17 protein-coding genes and 1 tRNA gene are annotated in these 16885 nt (G+C 64.3%); 10 read left to right on the top strand and 8 right to left on the bottom strand.

Annotated features, from left to right (window positions below):
* Positions 1–124 precede the first annotated feature (124 nt).
* The 3 genes from JQ617_RS06540 to JQ617_RS06530 all read left to right on the top strand — a co-directional run bounded on the left by JQ617_RS06540 (position 125) and on the right by JQ617_RS06530 (position 4003).
* Complete coding sequence (locus JQ617_RS06540; protein WP_063683414.1) at positions 125–718, top strand: hypothetical protein; 594 nt, start codon at positions 125–127, stop codon at positions 716–718.
* A gap of 215 nt (positions 719–933) precedes the next feature.
* Positions 934–3603, top strand: a complete 2670-nt coding sequence (locus JQ617_RS06535) for a glycosyltransferase (RefSeq protein WP_212025288.1) — start codon at positions 934–936, stop codon at positions 3601–3603.
* 324 nt (positions 3604–3927) lie between these two features.
* A tRNA-Lys gene (locus tag JQ617_RS06530) sits at positions 3928–4003 on the top strand.
* A 595-nt stretch (positions 4004–4598) separates the two neighbouring features.
* Here JQ617_RS06530 and JQ617_RS06525 read toward each other — a convergent pair.
* The 3 genes from JQ617_RS06525 to JQ617_RS06515 all read right to left on the bottom strand — a co-directional run bounded on the left by JQ617_RS06525 (position 4599) and on the right by JQ617_RS06515 (position 6293).
* Positions 4599–4844 (bottom strand): hypothetical protein, encoded by a 246-nt coding sequence (locus JQ617_RS06525; protein WP_212025286.1) that lies wholly within the window; start codon positions 4842–4844, stop codon positions 4599–4601.
* A gap of 924 nt (positions 4845–5768) precedes the next feature.
* Positions 5769–5975, bottom strand: a complete 207-nt coding sequence (locus JQ617_RS06520; protein WP_212025284.1) for a cold-shock protein — start codon at positions 5973–5975, stop codon at positions 5769–5771.
* Between the two features lie 84 nt (positions 5976–6059).
* Positions 6060–6293 (bottom strand): hypothetical protein, encoded by a 234-nt coding sequence (locus tag JQ617_RS06515; protein ID WP_212025282.1) that lies wholly within the window; start codon positions 6291–6293, stop codon positions 6060–6062.
* Positions 6294–6521: 228 nt separating this feature from the next.
* On the opposite strand from JQ617_RS06515, the gene JQ617_RS06510 reads away from it, so the two are divergent.
* Positions 6522–6821 carry a hypothetical protein gene (locus tag JQ617_RS06510; protein ID WP_212025280.1) on the top strand — a complete coding sequence of 100 codons (300 nt, stop codon included), beginning with the start codon at positions 6522–6524 and terminating at the stop codon, positions 6819–6821.
* Positions 6822–7133: 312 nt separating this feature from the next.
* Here JQ617_RS06510 and JQ617_RS06505 read toward each other — a convergent pair whose 3' ends face one another.
* Complete coding sequence (locus JQ617_RS06505) at positions 7134–7715, bottom strand: hypothetical protein (RefSeq protein ID WP_212025278.1); 582 nt, start codon at positions 7713–7715, stop codon at positions 7134–7136.
* 203 nt (positions 7716–7918) lie between these two features.
* Between JQ617_RS06505 and JQ617_RS06500 the strand changes: the two genes are divergently transcribed.
* Positions 7919–8089, top strand: coding sequence for a hypothetical protein (locus tag JQ617_RS06500; protein WP_167358209.1), 171 nt, complete (start codon positions 7919–7921; stop codon positions 8087–8089).
* A 529-nt stretch (positions 8090–8618) separates the two neighbouring features.
* Positions 8619–9356, top strand: coding sequence for a hypothetical protein (locus JQ617_RS06495; RefSeq protein ID WP_212025276.1), 738 nt, complete (start codon positions 8619–8621; stop codon positions 9354–9356).
* Positions 9357–9376: 20 nt separating this feature from the next.
* Here JQ617_RS06495 and JQ617_RS06490 read toward each other — a convergent pair whose 3' ends face one another.
* Both JQ617_RS06490 and JQ617_RS06485 read right to left on the bottom strand, forming a co-directional pair.
* Complete coding sequence (locus tag JQ617_RS06490) at positions 9377–10084, bottom strand: hypothetical protein (RefSeq protein ID WP_212025275.1); 708 nt, start codon at positions 10082–10084, stop codon at positions 9377–9379.
* A 360-nt stretch (positions 10085–10444) separates the two neighbouring features.
* Entirely contained in the window at positions 10445–13549 is a 3105-nt protein-coding gene (locus tag JQ617_RS06485; protein ID WP_212025982.1) for a DEAD/DEAH box helicase, read from the bottom strand.
* 195 nt (positions 13550–13744) lie between these two features.
* On the opposite strand from JQ617_RS06485, the gene JQ617_RS06480 reads away from it, so the two are divergent.
* The 3 genes from JQ617_RS06480 (at position 13745) to JQ617_RS06470 (ending at position 14886) form a co-directional block, all read left to right on the top strand.
* Positions 13745–14029: a hypothetical protein gene (locus JQ617_RS06480; RefSeq protein WP_212025273.1), complete on the top strand. Its 285-nt coding sequence runs from the start codon at positions 13745–13747 to the stop codon at positions 14027–14029.
* A gap of 156 nt (positions 14030–14185) precedes the next feature.
* Complete coding sequence (locus tag JQ617_RS06475; RefSeq protein ID WP_212025271.1) at positions 14186–14425, top strand: hypothetical protein; 240 nt, start codon at positions 14186–14188, stop codon at positions 14423–14425.
* A 176-nt stretch (positions 14426–14601) separates the two neighbouring features.
* On the top strand, positions 14602–14886 hold the full coding sequence (locus tag JQ617_RS06470) for a hypothetical protein (protein ID WP_212025269.1): 285 nt from the start codon (positions 14602–14604) through the stop codon (positions 14884–14886).
* Position 14887: 1 nt separating this feature from the next.
* Here JQ617_RS06470 and JQ617_RS06465 read toward each other — a convergent pair whose 3' ends face one another.
* Both JQ617_RS06465 and JQ617_RS06460 read right to left on the bottom strand, forming a co-directional pair.
* Positions 14888–15274, bottom strand: a complete 387-nt coding sequence (locus JQ617_RS06465) for an NUDIX hydrolase (RefSeq protein WP_212025267.1) — start codon at positions 15272–15274, stop codon at positions 14888–14890.
* A gap of 142 nt (positions 15275–15416) precedes the next feature.
* Entirely contained in the window at positions 15417–16502 is a 1086-nt protein-coding gene (locus tag JQ617_RS06460; protein WP_212025265.1) for an AI-2E family transporter, read from the bottom strand.
* 151 nt (positions 16503–16653) lie between these two features.
* Between JQ617_RS06460 and JQ617_RS06455 the strand changes: the two genes are divergently transcribed.
* Positions 16654–16869, top strand: coding sequence for a hypothetical protein (locus tag JQ617_RS06455; RefSeq protein ID WP_212025263.1), 216 nt, complete (start codon positions 16654–16656; stop codon positions 16867–16869).
* Positions 16870–16885: the final 16 nt, after the last annotated feature.

The following is a 16885-nucleotide window of genomic DNA, read 5'->3' as shown; positions in this document are numbered from 1 at the left end:
TCGAAATACCGGTCATGGGACTTGGCGGGAATTTTCCGCCGCATTGGAGACCCATTTGGACGCCATCACCGGCGCGTCCGCGGGGATCCTGACGCGGGCGGTCAGTGGAGAAGTTGGGGAATTCATGCGGCAACGGGTGCGTCAGTCACGAAATGCGGTCCTGCGGCAGTTCGCCGCCACCTTGGCCGTTTCCGCCCTTCTCGGTCTGGCCGGCCTGACCGGCGCTTCCGCCCAGAGCGGCTCCCCGGCTCCCGACCAGGGCAAGGCCGCCGCCCAGCCCGCCGACGCCGCCGCCAAGGACGCCGCCCAGAACCAGCGCCGCACCGACGAGTTCGCCGAAGCCGCCCAGGTCATCAACGGCCCGGCCGGCAACCCGGAATGCGTCTGGCTCGGCCGGCGCGTGGTGCGGCTGATGTGGCGGGATGACCTCGATACCGCGTTCCGCCATCTCGACCTCTACGACCGCTTCGGCTGCCCCGGCGGCCATATCCAGGCCGCGTTCCGCTGTCTGACCCGCTTCGGCGGCCAGATCGATCCCAAGGTCGCCGAGACCCTGGACAGCCGCGTGCACGCCTGCTGGATCAACCCGGCCTCCCAGCCGCAGCAGGCAGCAGCCGCCGCCTCCCAGCCGGCAGCGCCCGCCGCCAACGCTGCGCAGCCGCAGCCGGCCGCCAGCCCCTCGCCTGCGACAAGTCCGACACCGGCGCCCCAGAAATAGCCGCGATCGTTTCAGCTGCCGTTCAGGAACGATCGGCCATAGAGACGGTTGGCACTGCCACGCGAGCTCGAAAAGCCCATGCCCTCATAAGGACATGAGCCCATGACAGTTGTGAAACCGCGCGGCAGCGATATGCTCCTTTTGCCGCGGACTTGGTCGGATCTCGGGGTCGGATCCGCTTCCCTGCCACCTCAGCCCCTTTTGGTTTAGCCGCGATGCGCGTTGTCGCCGCCGTTCTGTTGCTTGTGTCTGTGCTTCACGCCGGGCTCTGGGGAGTCTTGCGCGACAAGGAACCCGCGCCCGACTTCAAGGGCCTGCTGCCCAGCGTGTCCTACGCGCCGTTCGAAGGCTCGGCCCACCCCGACATCGACAACATCCCGAGCGTCGAGAAAATCCGCGCCGACCTGAAGACGCTGTCGACGATGACGCGCGCGATCCGCCTCTATTCATCCACGGGCGGCGTGGAACTGGTGCCGCCGATCGCGGCCGAGTTCGGCCTCAAGGTCACCGTCGGCGCCTGGATCGACAAGGACAAGGATCGCAACGAGCGCGAGATCAAGGCCGCCATCGAGCTTGCCCGCAAGAACAGCAACGTCGTCGGCGTCGTGGTCGGCAACGAGGTGATCTACCGCGGCGAGCAGAAGGTCGAAGACCTCATCGACATGATCAAGAAGGTCAAGGGCTCGGTCCGCGTGCCCGTCACGACCGGCGAGATCTGGAACATCTGGCGCGACAATCCCGACCTTGCCTCCAACGTCGATTTCATCGCCGCCCACGTGCTGCCCTACTGGGAGAACTTCCGTTCCGACCAGGCGGTCGACCAGGCTGTCGACCGCTACAACCTTTTGCGCAACCTGTTCCCCGGCAAGCGCATCGTGATCGCCGAGTTCGGCTGGCCGAGCCAGGGCTACAATCTGCGCAACGCCGACCCCGGCCCGTTCCAGCAGGCGCTGACCTTGCGCAACTTCGTCAGCCGCGCCGAAGCCATCGGCATGGAATACAACATCGTCGAGGCCATCGATCAGCCCTGGAAGTTCTTCGAAGGCGGCGTCGGCCCGTACTGGGGCATCCTCAACGCCAGCCGCGAGCCGAAATTCGCCTGGACCGGCCCGGTCGAGAATCCCGACTATTGGAAGTTGATGGGCATCGCGCTGCTGGTCGGCATCCTGCTCTCGCTGCCGATCCTGCGGCTGGAAAAGCCGACCGCGAAGCAGGCCTTCCTGCTGTCGGCCACCGCCAACGGCGTCGGCGCGTGGACGGCCATCGTGTTCGCGTTCTGGAACAGCCACTATTTCATCTTCGGCTCGGCCTTCGCGCTGACGCTCGGCATGATCCTGCTCGTCCCGCTGGTGCTGATCGCGATGGCGCGCATCGACGAGATCGCGGCGGTCGCCTTCGGCCGTCCGCCGCAGCGGCTGCTCGCCAAGGGCAAGCCGGTCGAGAACGTGCCGGAGAACTACTATCCGAAGGTCTCGATCCACATCCCCGCTTATTACGAGCCGGTGGACATGCTCAAGCAGACGCTCGATGCGCTGTCGCGGCTGAACTATCCGAACTACGAATGCGTGGTCATCATCAACAACACGCCGGATCCCGCCTTCTGGCAGCCGATCCAGGACCATTGCCGCGCGCTCGGTGAACGCTTCAAGTTCATCAACGCCGAGAAAGTGCAGGGCTTCAAGGCCGGCGCGCTGCGCATCGCGATGGACCGCACCGCGGTCGATGCCGAGATCATCGGCATTCTCGATGCCGACTATGTCGTCGAGCCCGACTGGCTGAAGGACCTCGTGCCGGCGTTCGCCGACCCGCGCGTCGGCCTCGTGCAGGCGCCGCAGGAGCATCGCGACGGCGACCTGTCGATCATGCACTACATCATGAACGGCGAATATGCCGGCTTCTTCGACATCGGCATGGTCCAGCGCAACGAGCTCAACGCCGTCATCGTGCACGGAACGATGTGCCTGATCCGCCGCGCCGCGATGGACATGGCCGGCGGCTGGTCATCCGACACGATCTGCGAGGACTCAGATCTCGGCCTCGCGATCCAGGAGCTCGGCTGGGTCACGCACTACACCAACACCCGCTACGGCGCGGGCCTGCTGCCGGACACCTACGAGGCGTTCAAGAAGCAGCGCCATCGCTGGGCCTATGGCGGCCTGCAGATCGTCAAGAAGCACTGGCGCCGCTTCCTGCCCGGCGCGAGCCGGCTGACGGCGGACCAGAAGCGCGAATATGGCCTCGGCTGGCTGAACTGGCTGGGCGCCGAAAGCCTCGGCGTGGTCGTGGCGCTGCTCAACCTCGTCTGGGTGCCGATCGTCGCCTTTGCCGACATCGCCATTCCCGACAAGATCCTGACGCTGCCGATCATCGGCGCCTTCATCGTCTCGCTGGTGCACTTCCTGTCGATGTACCGCGCCCGCGTCGCGATCAAGCCGGGCCAGATGTTAGGCGCCATGATCGCCGCGATGAGCGTGCAATGGACGGTGTCGCGCGCGGTGGCGCAGGGCCTGATCACCGAGCACATCGCCTTCGCGCGCACCTCCAAGGGCGGCCTCTCGCGCATGTCGATCGAGTTCCAGGCGTTCTGGGAGGCCGTGATCGGCACCCTGCTCCTGGTCGGCGCCGGCGTGCTGGTGGCGTCCAACAGCTTCCGCCAGATCACGGAGATCTACATCTTCGCCGGCGTGCTGGTGCTGCAGAGCCTGCCGTTCCTCGCGGCGGTGGCCATCGCCATCCTCGAGCTCAGCCGCATCAACTCGTTCCAGTTCTGGCGCGACAGCGCGATCCGCACCGCCGAGCTGATCGGCCTCCGCCCGGTCGCCCTGCCGACCCCGGCAGGAACGCCGCAAGCCGTGCCGAACGAGGTCCGGCGCGAGGCGAACTGACGGAGCGGCCCAAACTAGGGCACCTCGGACCCCGTGATTAAAAGTCATGGGCTCTTTGGGGGTGGATGACGGCTCACCAATCGGGTTGAAAATCCCGGCCTAAACGACGGACACCGCAGGCAAATCCCCGCTCCTGCCGACAGTTTCGGCAACCACCCGCGCTATTGACCTGCGCAGCCACTCCCCCTACACAGCGCGGGCCGAAAGCATGATCCGGAAACGGCCGGTTTTCCCCGCGACGCAACCTTACGCGCTGCGGCAAGACATGCTTCTCGAATGTCCGAAGACGATGGCGATCTCTTTCGAAGCCATCCGCGGCCATGGGAGCGCGTAGCTCAGCCGGTAGAGCACGTGACTTTTAATCACGGGGTCCTGGGTTCGAGCCCCAGCGCGCTCACCAAAACTCTGGCAGAAACCAGCACTTCGCGATTTTTTGCAGGATCAAAGCAGCGAACTTCGTTTCGTGTCCGCGCGATGTCCGCATTTGCTTGGCCACACGCCAGGTGCGCATGAAGCCATTTCCTGAGTCCCGTGAAGCGTCTCTGAAACAGAGCCGGAATACGGTCCAGTCATTGACTAAGGGGGGATTGCCATGTGGACGCTCATTGACAGCCTGTACCGCGAGTTTTGCCTGGCCCGGCTTGAGGAGATCAGGAAGCTCGAGCCGACGCTGTAACAGGCCGCGGGGATCGATCCGTCATCAGCCTGTGGCATGTCCATTGCATTCTGAGAGCCAACTGGGATTTCAGAGCCCAGTTAGAAAATAGGCGGCCTTCCGAGACGCGCATTTCGAGCTCGGCACCGCTCGTTTGTTGCTCTAACTATTAGGAGCTGGCTCATGTCTTATGATGCAGCCACTGTGCAAATGCTTCGCGACGTCCTGGACGATGTTCTCTCCAGTCCGACCTTCACCCAGCAGCATCGACGGACCGCAGTTGAGGTCGCCGAACGGGTCCTCAAGCTAGCCTCCCAGGGTGAGCGCCGCCCCGAGAACATCAAGCGACATTTGCAGAACGAGTTTTTCCGGCGCCATTAAGAAAGCCCGCCAGCGCGAACTGGCGGGCGGCCCTTTCTGCGACCTGGTTCGGATCACCGGCCGGCTCGAAAGCGGCAAGATACGCCTCCGCAGGCTTTTCGTCGGACCAACCCAGCACCCTGCAACGAGGGGTGACCATATAGTCGGCCGGCACGATGATGCGGGCGACGACCTGGTGCTGCTGCGGAAATTCCGTATGCGGCACCGTGAAGATCAGCCGGCGATTATTCGGGCCGAGCTCGCGATGAGCCGCGAGCTCTAGAGGAAACGGCCCCGGCCTCTCCGGGCAGAGAGATCGAGGCCGTGCATTTCCATGGTGCGGTCGATAAGTAGGGATTACCGCCCGCACCAGAGAACGTATCTGATTCCCGCCGAGATTGCTTCTTTTTCCCGATCGCTTCTTGAAGTCGGCCCACCGAAAGCAGTGACCGAACACGCAATTCGCTCTATGGCAACCAAGCTCAATGGGAACTTTTGGGACTCTGTCAACTTAAGGGACCGTAGCAAGCGCGTGTCTTGGAGCACCCATGTTTCGGCCGTTGGCGATTTTGGCATTTGCTATTTGCTTCCTGCCGCAGAATGCGACCGCTACCGACTTCAGCTCTCGCGCCAGGTGCGTATGCACTACGTGGCATCGGCACACAGCCGTCGTGCGACACAGGCTTTACAGGGTGAGAGCAGCCTACGTGATTGGCTACGATCCCCTGCCATACCGCTTCGGCTCAACATACGTTTTCGAGCGGCCCTATCGCTATATACGCTAAGAGCGACACAATCTCAGTCAGCACCTCTTCTCTCAAAGACCCGGCAACGGCGCGGCGACTCCCGTTCCCACCAGAGAGAACGGGCCGCCAGTGCGATTGGTAGTGAAGTTGTCATGAGTGTTCCGTGGTGAAGACGGTAGGACAGACCGCCATCTCACCAACCATTCCCCGGTTCATCGCGTGCGCGATCTGGCGGCCGAGTTCACGGAGCAACACTGCAAGCCATCCGCTGTCCGCTGCGCATGGACAGAGCTATTGGGAGCAGCGATCTCCCCGCCCATCTGGTGGTCCAGGCCGAGGCATGGGCGGGGAGACGTGCGGCCCCCGGTTCATGACCAAGCCAAAAGCGTGCCACGATCGGCGCCTCAGCCGATCCTCAGATTTTCGGCGGAGGCTTTACCGCTACGTCCCGTAGCCAACTCGTAGCTAACCTTGGCCCCTTCAGCCAGGCTGGTATAGCCCGCCTTTTGAACGGCCGAGATGTGGACGAATACGTCAGGACCGCCGTCCTCCGGCTGAATAAATCCGTATCCCTTGGTTGCGTTGAACCACTTAACAGTCCCCAAAGCCACGCTAAATTCTCCCGTTGAAAAACGGCCGGAACACAGCTCCAGGCCAGCTTGCAGGCAATCCGAACTTTGCTCGATCGAGGCGACCTATCCTGAAATTGGGCCGGCCAATGTCTGAAGGCCAGCCTCGATGACGGCAGGGTCAGGCTCTGGCCGTGCGATACCGTTCTTGGCTGCCGCATCATCTTCGCGCCCCGTCGTCTGCTGCCGTTCCATTTCCTCGACGTGCTGGAGCACCATTCGGCGGAGGTCCGGATCTGTGATCTTCTGAAACGCCAGGATCAGGCGAAACATCTCGTGATGGTCGGGTGCAAATGCCATTCCGCAATAACCTTTCAGACGAATCTAAATAACCAAAACCTCATTTATGCATGCCCTTTAATGTTTATGAAGCCGTTACCGGGCTGCCAACTCCGGATTTCGCGCCGACACCCCTTAAATTACCGCTGATTGGCTCAATGTTGTGCAACAGCTTCCCGTTTAGCCACGCATAAAACTTTAGCCCAAACTATGCTGCCGCGGCGCACATTTAACTGAAGGGATTAAATCATGCGAATTGCTGCCGCGATATCGATCGTCTTGTTGAGCGCCTCCTGCTTTCCCGCGCACGCACAAGACCTACCTGAGCACACGGTCCTGGCGTTCAACCTGCCCAGTTGCCCGAAAGGCTGGCAGGAATATGCACCTGCTGCCGGGGCTCTTGTTGCCGGCGTCGGCAACACATTCCAGCTCGGTGCAAACGGCGTAAGTCCAAGCTTCACAGTTGCAGATGCCTCGGGCGGAACGTCAGCGCCGAAGTCGAAAGTGGCGGGACTTCTCTTCTGTGAGAGAAACAAGAATCGAAGATAGATCCAGGTGAATGCACCCTGCGAAACACGCCTTTTTGTGCGCGCATTGAGAATTAAGTCGATTTGCAGATTGACCATAAGAGATGGTCGGAATTGACCGCGTTGCACAAGCTGGCAAGTTGATGCTGCCGGGATTTTGCATGACCCTCCCGGGGCTGGAGAAACGCCGCTCGCGAATGATTTCAAGCGAGCGGCGTTTTTAGAATACGAAATGCCGGAATGAATTCGAGCGCGCGCGTGGCCTTTGCCTGCCCGAAATGCGCCGCTGCATGTATGACCGATCAGATCCACCGAGCGCTTCGGCGACGCAATGTCACGTCATCGTAGGGCGGCACCTGTGCTGCCAGAAGGTTGGCTTTCCGACCCGCGCTTGCGCGCCGCCCACGACGAGGCCACCTTTGATGAACACCTGACCGGAGCTGTCGCTGGCTTCGATGAACCGGACGCGCATCTCTCCGGTTCCTGAATTGATCTGCTTGATCAGCACGGTCTCGAGGATCAGGTTGTTGAGGTGCTGAAATCGCGGATCGGCGTTGCGGACGCGAAGCTTGAGGGTCGACGGCGAGAGCAACTCCGCGACTTCGATCACGCTCGAGGTCAGTTCGCTGACACCGAAATCGAGCTCGCGCGTCGCGCCACCATTGGCGGCTTTGGAATAGATGTAGCGGAAGTTGGCGGCCGTCGTGGGCGCTGCGCAAGCAACGCTCCAGACGCCGGTCAGCCCAAACCCTTCCAGGACGTCCCAGACGGTTTCAGTCGCAAATGAAGGGCCAGCCGACAAAAGCAGCATGAGTAGCGCGGCTGTCCCTGCTGGCCGCCGGCTGACCATCCCTCGACAACGCCTTTGCTTGTAATGCCGCTCGACCAATCGGGCCGCGGGCCGATCGAGCCGCACGGCAAAACACCCCTGAAATGCAGGCCAATATCGTAGCAACCCCGGCGGGGGACGTCCATGTCGCCGGCAGGGTGTCCGACGACCCTCAGCCGCTCGCGGTGACAGGGGACCAGCCTGCTGGTTCCAGGCGCCCTGCCCCAAAAAGCCGCGAGACAAAGCGCCGGAAAGATGTAGGATTCGAGAAAATCACAGGAGGAAGCGGCATGTTTGAAATCAACGGTTTCGACACGGCAGGCGTCGTCAGCCTCAAGCGGCCGACACTCGCGGCCGCCCTCAAGAAGGCCAGAGAGCTGGTCCAGGACGGATGCTGGGACGTCCAGGTCGTCGATCCCGCCGGCCGCATCTACACCTCGTTCGAGGAGCAGGCTGCCTAGCCGTTCCGCCCCCCTCAATTCAGAAGCCGGCCCCCATCGGCTCGCGAGCGCGAGCCGACAACACATCCGGTCGCGGCTTCTATCCCCCTCGTCCGACATTGGACGAGGCGCTGTTCAGCCAGCGCTGCGTTGCTTCATCGCTCCAGCCGGGAACCGCGAAACGCACCCGAGGATCTGCCTCCGCGCCGGAACGATCGACCTCCGGATAGTGCGGGTGATGTGGACGCAAGCGATGCGCCGGCGCGGCGTTCGCAGTGGTGCACAGGGCAATCAACAGACCCATCGCAAGGGCAGCGCGCATCGCATCAGCTCCATCGAACGACCGGGGTGATGTGATGCGCCAACGCGCCCGCCGCAATCCGGCGCGGCATCACGGTCCGGCGATGGACGTGCGATCGCGCAACGCACTTGCGGCGCAAGCCTGCCCCCCGCGCCGACGAGTCCGACGAGGTAACCACGGCGACAGCGCCGCCTTGATTTTCAAATCGCACGATGGCTCTCTCGTCACATTGCAAAAAAGGGGATTGGGATGATTGGGTTGCGCGCTCTCGGCTCGTTTGCTCTCCTTTTGCTCGCCGGCAACGCGTTGGCTGCGCCGCCGTCATCATGTGCCAGCAAGTTCGTCGGCACCTGGCAGCATGGCACCAGCAACATCGGCACGTTGACGCCGGACGGGCAAGCGCTGTGCACCGGCAATGCCTTCTGCGTTCAGGGCACCTGGACCTGCAACGGCAACAGCCTGACCTACACCAACAGTGCCGGCACTTACGTCTACACGCTGCAGTCAAGCGGCGTGATGACCTACGGCTCCATCGTCGTCACGCGGATCGGCGGCGGCCAGGCTGCGCCGCAACAAGCCAAGCCCGCCCCGCAGAAGCCGCCGGCGAAGTTGATCGGCGATTCATCGGCCCCGCTCCAGACCGAGTACCAGCCATCGGGCTCGCAGCCGCTTCAACCGGGCAAGAAGATCGCAGGAAATCCGCCGCCGGCGGCGAAATCGGCCGATGAAATCTGCGGGTCGGTGGTGAGCTCCACGCCCACCCAGTGCATGGACGAACCGGGCGGCAGGAATTGCGCGTGCCTGAGCGTGGCCAACAAATGCGGCTATCCCATCACCGTCTTCTTCGAAAGGCAGGGAGCGGCCTGCCGCGGCAGATACTGCACCCATGGCAGCTTCCAGCTCGCCAACGGCGCTTCGGATTCCAGTTCCGCCTGCAGCTCGCGCGCCAATCAGTCGGTACGGTATCTCAGTTTCAAGAAAAGCTAGGCGATCTGCTCGACGAGCCGTCAGCTCTCCGGAGCCGCCGTCGCAGCCGGCATGCTCAGCGGCGCGCCACCGACCGACACGGGCCCTAGCGCGCCGCCCGCCGGGACCGGCCCCAGGGGCCTGGTCTGGCGGGTCAGCATCCGCTTGCGCATCGCTACCGAGAAGCCGTAGCGCGCATTCGCCTTCCGGATGGAGGACGTCATGTCCGACATCATCACGTTCTGCAGCGAGTCCACCTTCGAGATCAGCGTGGAGAGCTGCGAAGAAATCTTCCTCACGTCGACCCGCTCGTCCGTGATGCTCTGGCGCAGGGACAGCAGCACCATCGAATCCTGCTGCAGCACGGCCGCGTTCTGCTGCGCGAGGTCATTGTTCGCCTGCAGCGAGGCCGTGTGTTGCTGCTGGGCCGACTGAATATCCTTCAAGGCCGCGACGACCGGATCCGGTTTCGGCGGCGGCGGCGTTTCGCGGCGCGGAAGCAGCTCAGCCAGCCTGCTGACATTCAGCGCGGGGAGAACGGACGGCAATGTGTAGACCGCCGCCGCGCCATTGATGGCGATGGCGAGGGCGCACGCCGACAGGGCCAGCACCGATTTCCGGCTGGTCCGTACGATCGGGGCTGGAGCTTCAAAGGCAGCGGTTTCGTCCGCCGCTGCTGCGGCGGCAAGGGCTGCAGGGTCGAGTTGTTCGACGAGGCCTTGCGTTTCGAAAGTCGTGGTCACGTGCATTGACCCCAGTGAGCGAGCAAACGGAAGCCGCCCCTGGAACGCCCCTCGCGAGGACCCCTTTACGCAGCACCCATACACAACTGCCTAAAATTGTCGGCGTTCTGGATTAATTCCACGTTAGCGGTCACTCCGGCCGACTACGGGGACGCCATGAGCGGGACCGCGCCAGAAAGCCGAGGCCGCGGACAGCGTGTGCCGTCCCGGCAGGCGCGCATCGCCCAACGGATTTTCCGAATTTGGCAGAATGCGCCTGTTTTGCCCGACGGGTCAACCGGCCATTCCCACCGGCTGCGGAAAGGCCTAGTGCCGGCAAGCACTTGGCTACTGTGCATGGGGTTGTTTTCGAACTTTTAGTTCGCCCTACCCCTCGTCCAGCAGCTCGAACAGCTCCTCCACCGTCTCGAACGGCGCATCGCGCGTCTGGCTATGATAGACGACGCGGTCGCCGTCGCGTTGCAGCGACTTGCCGCGCGACTTCCGCAACCGCCCGGGCAGGAACGTCGCGGCCACCGCGCCGGGGCCGACGTCGAGCCGGATGATGCCTCTCCGCTTGCATTCGATCCGAAGCCTTGCCGCGGCGAAGAAGTCGCGCGCGACCTTCGGCAGGGGCCCGAAGCGGCGGGAGGTTTCCTCCTCGAGATCGTCGAGGTCGTCCTCGTTGCTGCATCGTGCGGCCCGCGCATAGAGCTCGAGGCGCACCGGCTCGGACTGCACATAGGTCTCGGGCAGCATGTCTCCGACCGGCAGGTTGAGGTCGGGCACCCACACCGCGGCGCGCTCGTCGTCGGCCTTCTCCGAGGCCATCTTCAGGAGGTGGCTGTACAGCACGGGCCCGAACACCTGGACATGGCCGGACTGCTCCTCCGAGAACAGGTCGCCGGCGCCCCTGAGATCCAGGTCGCGTTCGCTGATGGCAAAGCCCGCGCCCGGACGGCTGAACTCCTCGAGCACCGCGAGGCGCTTCTCGGACTGGCCGGACTGCGTCTCGGTCAACAGATGGGCGAAGGCGCGGATGCCGCCGCGCCCGACCCGGCCGCGCAGCTGGTGCAACTGGGCGAGACCGAACTTCTCCGGCCAGCACACCACGATGGTGTTGGCGCGGGGAATGTCGAGGCCGCTCTCGACGATGTTGGTCGCGAGCAGGACGTCGGCCCTGCCCTCGACGAAGCTCATCATGCGATCGTCGATCTCGTCGGCCGCCAGCCGTCCGTGCAGGCAGACGATGCGCAGGTCCGGCGCCACCGCCTGCACCCGCGCCAGCATGGGATCGAGATCCTGGATGCGCGGGCAGATCAGGAAGCTCTGGCCGTGCCGCCGCTGCTCGCGCAGCAGCGCGGAGGCAATGGCCGCATCCGACAGCGGCGCGATCCTGGTTGCGACCGGAAGCCGGTGCACCGGCGGCGAGGCGATGACGCTGAGGTCGCGGAAGCCGGCAAGGCCGGCGGCAAGCGTCCGGGGGATCGGCGTCGCGCTCATCATCAGCACATGGACATTCTTGGCGAGGGCCGCGAGCTTGGCCTTCTCTGCCGCGCCAAAATGCTGCTCCTCGTCGATGATGACGAGGCCGAGGTCATCGAACTTGACGTCCTTCGCCGTCAGCGCCTGCGTTCCGATCACGACCTTGATCCGGCCGCTGCGCAGGCCCTCCCGGGTCTCGCGCAGCGCCGCGCCGGAGGTTGCGCGCGAGAGGTTGCCGACCTCGATGCCGAACGGGGCAAAGCGCTTCTGGAAGGTTGCGACGTGCTGCCGTGCCAGCACCGTCGTCGGCACCGCGATCGCGACTTGCTTACCCGACAGCACCACGGCCGCGGCCGCGCGCAGCGCCACCTCGGTCTTGCCGAAGCCGACATCGCCGCAGACCACCCGGTCCATCGGATGGCCGGACGCGAGATCGTCCAGCACGTCGCTGATCGCCCTGGCCTGGTCGATCGTGGTGAAATAGGGAAAGCGCGCGACGAACTTCTCGTAGGCCGATCCCGGCGGCACCAGCTTTTCGCCGCGCCGCCGGCGGCGCTGGCTGATGTGCTTGGCCAGCACCTTGCCGGCGATCTGGATCTCGCGCTCGGCCTCGCTGCGACGGCCCCACCATGTGCTGCCGTCCGCCTTGTCGAGCGCCAGCTTGCCGAGCTCGGCGGCGTAGGGCCACATCAGCGCCAGATCGGTCGGCGGCACCAGCACCGCATTGTCGCCCGCGAATTTGAGGCGGATCATCTCGCGCATCGCGCCGCCGCCGGTGTTGACGGTCTGCAGGCCGTCGAGCACGGCAAGGCCGCGCTGCAGATGCACCACCACGGTGCCCTGCTCCGGCACGTCGGCATGATCGAACGCCGCGCTCCAGGCGCGCGCCATCGGCTGCGCATGATGCGCCCGGCTGCCGAGCACGTCGGACGCCGTCACGACGACGATCGGCTTTTTCCCCGCCACGACGAACCCCGCATCGAGATCGGCCAGAAGCGACGCCTCGCCGCTGCCCCCGCGGCTCGCCTCGTCCCAATCCTCTGAGCGCTGCGCCTTGACGCCGCTCATCCGCTCCATCACGCGCAGGTCGTCCCCCTGCGCGGCGACGAGGATCAGCCGCGAACCGGCCCGCTGCGTCTCCTCGATGAAGGCACGCAGCGCCTTGCGCGTGGATGTCAGCTTCGAGAACTCCGGGATGGCCTGGAACGGTGCCGTGCGCGGCAGCACCTTCATGCCCCTGGAGAGTTGCTTCCAGTCGCGACGGCCGAGATATTCGCGCTCCCGCTCCGCGCGCGGCGCCGCTTCCTCGATCGTGTCGAACCAGACGTCGGCGTGCGAGGGCACGCCTGCGTCGACAATCCATTTGGCCCGCCCGCAATAGTCGAACAGCGTCGCGCGCTTGCCGCCCTTGCCGGAAAGGCCCAGCCGCTCCGACATGGGATCGACGAGAAGCTCCTTGGTCTCGAAGATGATCTCGTGCTCTTTCGGATCGAACGCCACGATGCGGTCGATGGCGCGATTTGAATGCTCGATCCGGAACGGCCCGAGCGCGCCCGCGGGAAAGATCTCGAAGGTCTGTCCGTGAAACAGCGCCCCGCCCGGATAGTCCGGCTCGTCGTCGAGATCGTAGCCCAGGGATTCCAGACGCGTCTCGAGATCCCGCTCGGAAAACGCGCCGCCTACCTTCAGGCTGATGCTGAGGCGCAACAGGCTCGCCGGCAGCGGCAGGCGCTCCATCACCGCCTCTGCGGTCGAGACGAGGAAGATCGGCTTCTTGGATTTCGCGAGGCGCCGCAGCACCGAGGCTCTGCGCCCTGCAAGCTCGTGCGAGGGTTCGAGCTGATCGAACGGCAAGGTGTTCAGCCGCGGAAACACCAGCACCTCGCAGGACGGATCGAGCGCGTGAATGACGCTGCCGAGCCGCTCCGCCCTGCTCTCGTTCTCGGCGAGAAACACGATGCCGCTCGGCCCGGACTGCTTCCACTGCGCGAGCAGATGCAGCGCCATCGAACCGAGAGGCGACGATGACGAGATCGTGGCGCGCTGCGCTCCCTCGCTCTTCCTTGGCGAAGCTTTGGTCTTCGACGATGCCTTGGTCTTCAACGACCTCGCCTTGGACAGCGTCGTCTTGGACGACCTCGTCTTAGGCAATGCCTTCTTAGGCAAAGCCTTGGCCGCCCGCGCCTTCTTTGCAAGCCTCACGTGAATCCGTTTCTGGTCGTCAACCGCCACCAACTGAACGCGCGCGCCGGCCTCGTTCGATTCGGCGACGCGCCGCCATCCATATGGGATTTGCCGGGCGAACGCACGCCTCGCGGCAACGTTCCGTGCAACCATTGCGGGGAACCCCGCCCGTTCCACAAGCAGCCGATGCTTGCGCGGGATCGTGCCTTGCGTAAGGCCAATCCGATCGGAAACAGCGCCTTGCCAACACGAAAAACCCCGGCGCTTGGACGCCGGGGCGTTTCGTCGAAAATGATTTGGTGAAGCAATGATGCCTTCATAGCAGCGAACCCGCCGCGCGCTTGTGAACTGGTTCACACTCGCTTCGCCAGCGCGGCCGCGGCGGAACGGGGTACCGCATGTGCCGGTTTGAGGTTTGCGCGCCGCACGCTAGGATGCCCCCTTTTACGGAGGCTCATTTTGAAACCATTCATTTTCGTTGCCGCCACCATCCTGCTTGCAACCACCCCGGCCCGCTCGCAGGCACTGGTTGATCCCAACAAGGTCGCTCCCGAATTCCGCGAAGCCGCCGAGAAGCGCCGCGCCGAGCAGCTGCGGCAGCGCGAATGCGCGCTGAAGGCGGATCTGGACAAGGTGCTGCCGCGCGATCGCACCGCCTATCTCAACCATTGCCTGGAGACGATGGCGGCCAAGCAATAGCCTGCCGCCGGCTTCAGCGACAATCGCTTCGCCGCACGCGTGACGCGAGCATGTTCGCATCACGCGGCATTCGAGCTGCGACAGAGTGGCAGTGAATTCACAAGAGCCTTTCAAGCTTTCTTCAGACATTTGCGATCAGCTGACGGTGCATTTCCATCAGTCATTGTCGATCGCACATGGGCTCCGTCCAGATTCAGTGCACGCGCTGCAAGAACGTGTTCCGCGATCGCGCCGCGCGGTTGCAGGACGGCTATTCCAGGCAGTGCCCGAGTTGCGAAGTGGTGCTGTTCTTCACCGAGGATTCCCAGCACCCCTTCGTCAAGCGCGCGATGCGCAATGCGCGCAAGGTCCGCAAGGAGGAGCGCGAGGCCGAGGCCGTGAGGCGCGCCGCGCCGGAGCCGCGCCTCGGCCGGTCGAGATCCTACGCCGGACGGACGCAATCGGCAGAACGCGAGGACTAGTTCAGCGCGCCTTGCGCGGAAACAGGCGATCGCGAATGTAGCGCGAGGTCGGGGTCAGGCGAAGGCCGCGCGGCTTGTGCCAGGCGGCGCGGTCGATCTCCTTCTTGTCGCCGATCTCGAGCCTGCCCTTGGCGGCCTTGGCGATGAAGATCGCATCGCTCATCTTGCGGCCGGAGCGCTTGTTCCTGGCCGTCACTTCCTTCCAGAGGCTGATCCGGCCGAGCTTCAGCTTGGGCAGCTCTTCCTTGATCTCGCGCCTCAGGCAATCCTTGTCGGACTCGCGCGAACGCTTGCGGCCGCCCGGGAACATCCAAAGCCCGTCCGACCGGCGTCTGACCAACAATACCTTGCCGCGCTTCGCGGCAACGAGCTTGGAAGACTTTGCCATTGCTGCCGTAATCAAAAACAGAATCGAGCCATCGTAACTTGTCTAGTCGGATAGACAAGTTCGCGGCGTGCCTTGATCACAGGCAGCGAGGCCGTCGTCGTCCATGCGCAGCGGCGGCGAGTTCGCGCCCGCCAAGCCGAAATCAGCCCTGGGCGGCCCCTGCCTGATCTTCCGTCCGGATCCAGGCCATCATCAGCTCCCAGGCGACGGAGAGGATGATCGGTCCGATGAACAGGCCGACGATACCGTGGGCCAGCGTCCCGCCGATCACACCGACGAAGATCACGATGGTCGGCGTGTTCAGGCCGCGTCCCATCACGAGCGGCTTCAACATGGTGTCGATGAAGCCGACCAGGACGAGAAACACGGTGAGAACCAGCGCGGTGGTGACGTCCTTGGCGGTCCAGATCCAGATGATCACAGGCAGCAGGACCAGGAAGGCGCCGATCTGCACGATCGAGAGCAGCAGCACGATGAAGGCGAGCAGGCCCGCGCTCGGCACGGCAGCGAGCTTGAAGCCGATGCCGGCCAGCAGCGCCTGCACGATCGCGACGCCGATCACGCCTTGCGCCACCGCACGGATTGTCGCACCCGCAAGCCCCAGGAAATGCTCGCTCTGCTCGGGGACGATGCGAAACAGGAAGCCGCGGCCGGCGGCGACCAGCCGCGGCCCGTGCGGGAACAGGAAGCCGGCGACGAACACCGACACCAGGAACTGGAGCGTGCCGACGCCGGCATCGCCCGCGAGCGACAACAGAGGCCCCGCCAGCGGCTGGAGATAGGGCGCAACCTCGCGCAGCACTGCGCGGATGTTGTTGTAGGCCTGATCCCAGAGCTCAAACAGCCATGGCCCGACCAGCGGCCAGGACTTGAGCTGCTCCGGCGCCGACTGCAGCGCGAGATCGCCGGTACCGAGCTGGTGCGCCAGCTCGCGCACGCCGTCCACGGCGCTGATGCCGAGCCAGGTCGCGGGACCAATGACGATCCCGAGCGTGACGAGGGTGAGGATCGCCGCGGCGGTCTTGGGACGTCCGCCGAGCATCCTGGCGACCCAGCTGAAGGCCGGATAGAACGCAACCGCGAGCACGCCGCTCCAAGCCAGGATCGGCACGAACGGGCGGATGATCAGGAAGGTCCAGATGATCAGCAGGGCAAGCAGGCCGAGCCGGATCACGAGCTGGATGATGTCCTCTCCCGTGAGGAGCTGACGGAGGCTTTTCACGGGCACAACCTTCCTTGCGGCATCGACGCGGGTTCCGGCACTCGAACAAGCCGTTATTGCCAGCCCCGCATCCGCCGTCAAGACGACCGGTTCCTCCTGCGGCGGACGCGCCGACCGCCGGATAGGAACGCATCGATCCCTGGAGCATTCCGAGACGATGCAGCGCCACCCCAGAGAGCCCGACCAGCATGCGGGGATCCACCGCGGCGTCCACTATTCGCTCCAGCGGAACGGTGCCCCCGGCTATTGGCGCTACGCCTACGCGATCGATGACAAGGTCCGCACCGGGCGGGTGCAAGGCAGGCTGCCGCTGCTCGCCATCCGGCGCGTGCAGATGCGCATCGACCGCGACATGCGTCAGACCTCGGACTGATCCTGCGCCCCCGGCG

It is taken from the genome of Bradyrhizobium sp. KB893862 SZCCT0404 (assembly GCF_018130885.1).
GTDB lineage: Bacteria > Pseudomonadota > Alphaproteobacteria > Rhizobiales > Xanthobacteraceae > Bradyrhizobium > Bradyrhizobium stylosanthis.
The sequence above is the reverse complement of the archived record's forward strand: the minus strand, read 5'-3'. Positions and strand labels throughout refer to the sequence as shown.

Coding starts and splice junctions, on each gene's coding strand:
- JQ617_RS06540 (WP_063683414.1), top strand. CDS start 125: ATGCGGCAACGGGTGCGTCAGTCACGAAATGCGGTCCTGCGGCAGTTC.
- JQ617_RS06535 (WP_212025288.1), top strand. CDS start 934: ATGCGCGTTGTCGCCGCCGTTCTGTTGCTTGTGTCTGTGCTTCACGCC.
- JQ617_RS06515 (WP_212025282.1), bottom strand. CDS start 6,293: ATGGCATTTGCACCCGACCATCACGAGATGTTTCGCCTGATCCTGGCG.
- JQ617_RS06510 (WP_212025280.1), top strand. CDS start 6,522: ATGCGAATTGCTGCCGCGATATCGATCGTCTTGTTGAGCGCCTCCTGC.
- JQ617_RS06500 (WP_167358209.1), top strand. CDS start 7,919: ATGTTTGAAATCAACGGTTTCGACACGGCAGGCGTCGTCAGCCTCAAG.
- JQ617_RS06495 (WP_212025276.1), top strand. CDS start 8,619: ATGATTGGGTTGCGCGCTCTCGGCTCGTTTGCTCTCCTTTTGCTCGCC.
- JQ617_RS06490 (WP_212025275.1), bottom strand. CDS start 10,084: ATGCACGTGACCACGACTTTCGAAACGCAAGGCCTCGTCGAACAACTC.
- JQ617_RS06485 (WP_212025982.1), bottom strand. CDS start 13,549: ATGGCGCTGCATCTGCTCGCGCAGTGGAAGCAGTCCGGGCCGAGCGGC.
- JQ617_RS06470 (WP_212025269.1), top strand. CDS start 14,602: ATGGGCTCCGTCCAGATTCAGTGCACGCGCTGCAAGAACGTGTTCCGC.
- JQ617_RS06465 (WP_212025267.1), bottom strand. CDS start 15,274: ATGGCAAAGTCTTCCAAGCTCGTTGCCGCGAAGCGCGGCAAGGTATTG.
- JQ617_RS06455 (WP_212025263.1), top strand. CDS start 16,654: ATGCAGCGCCACCCCAGAGAGCCCGACCAGCATGCGGGGATCCACCGC.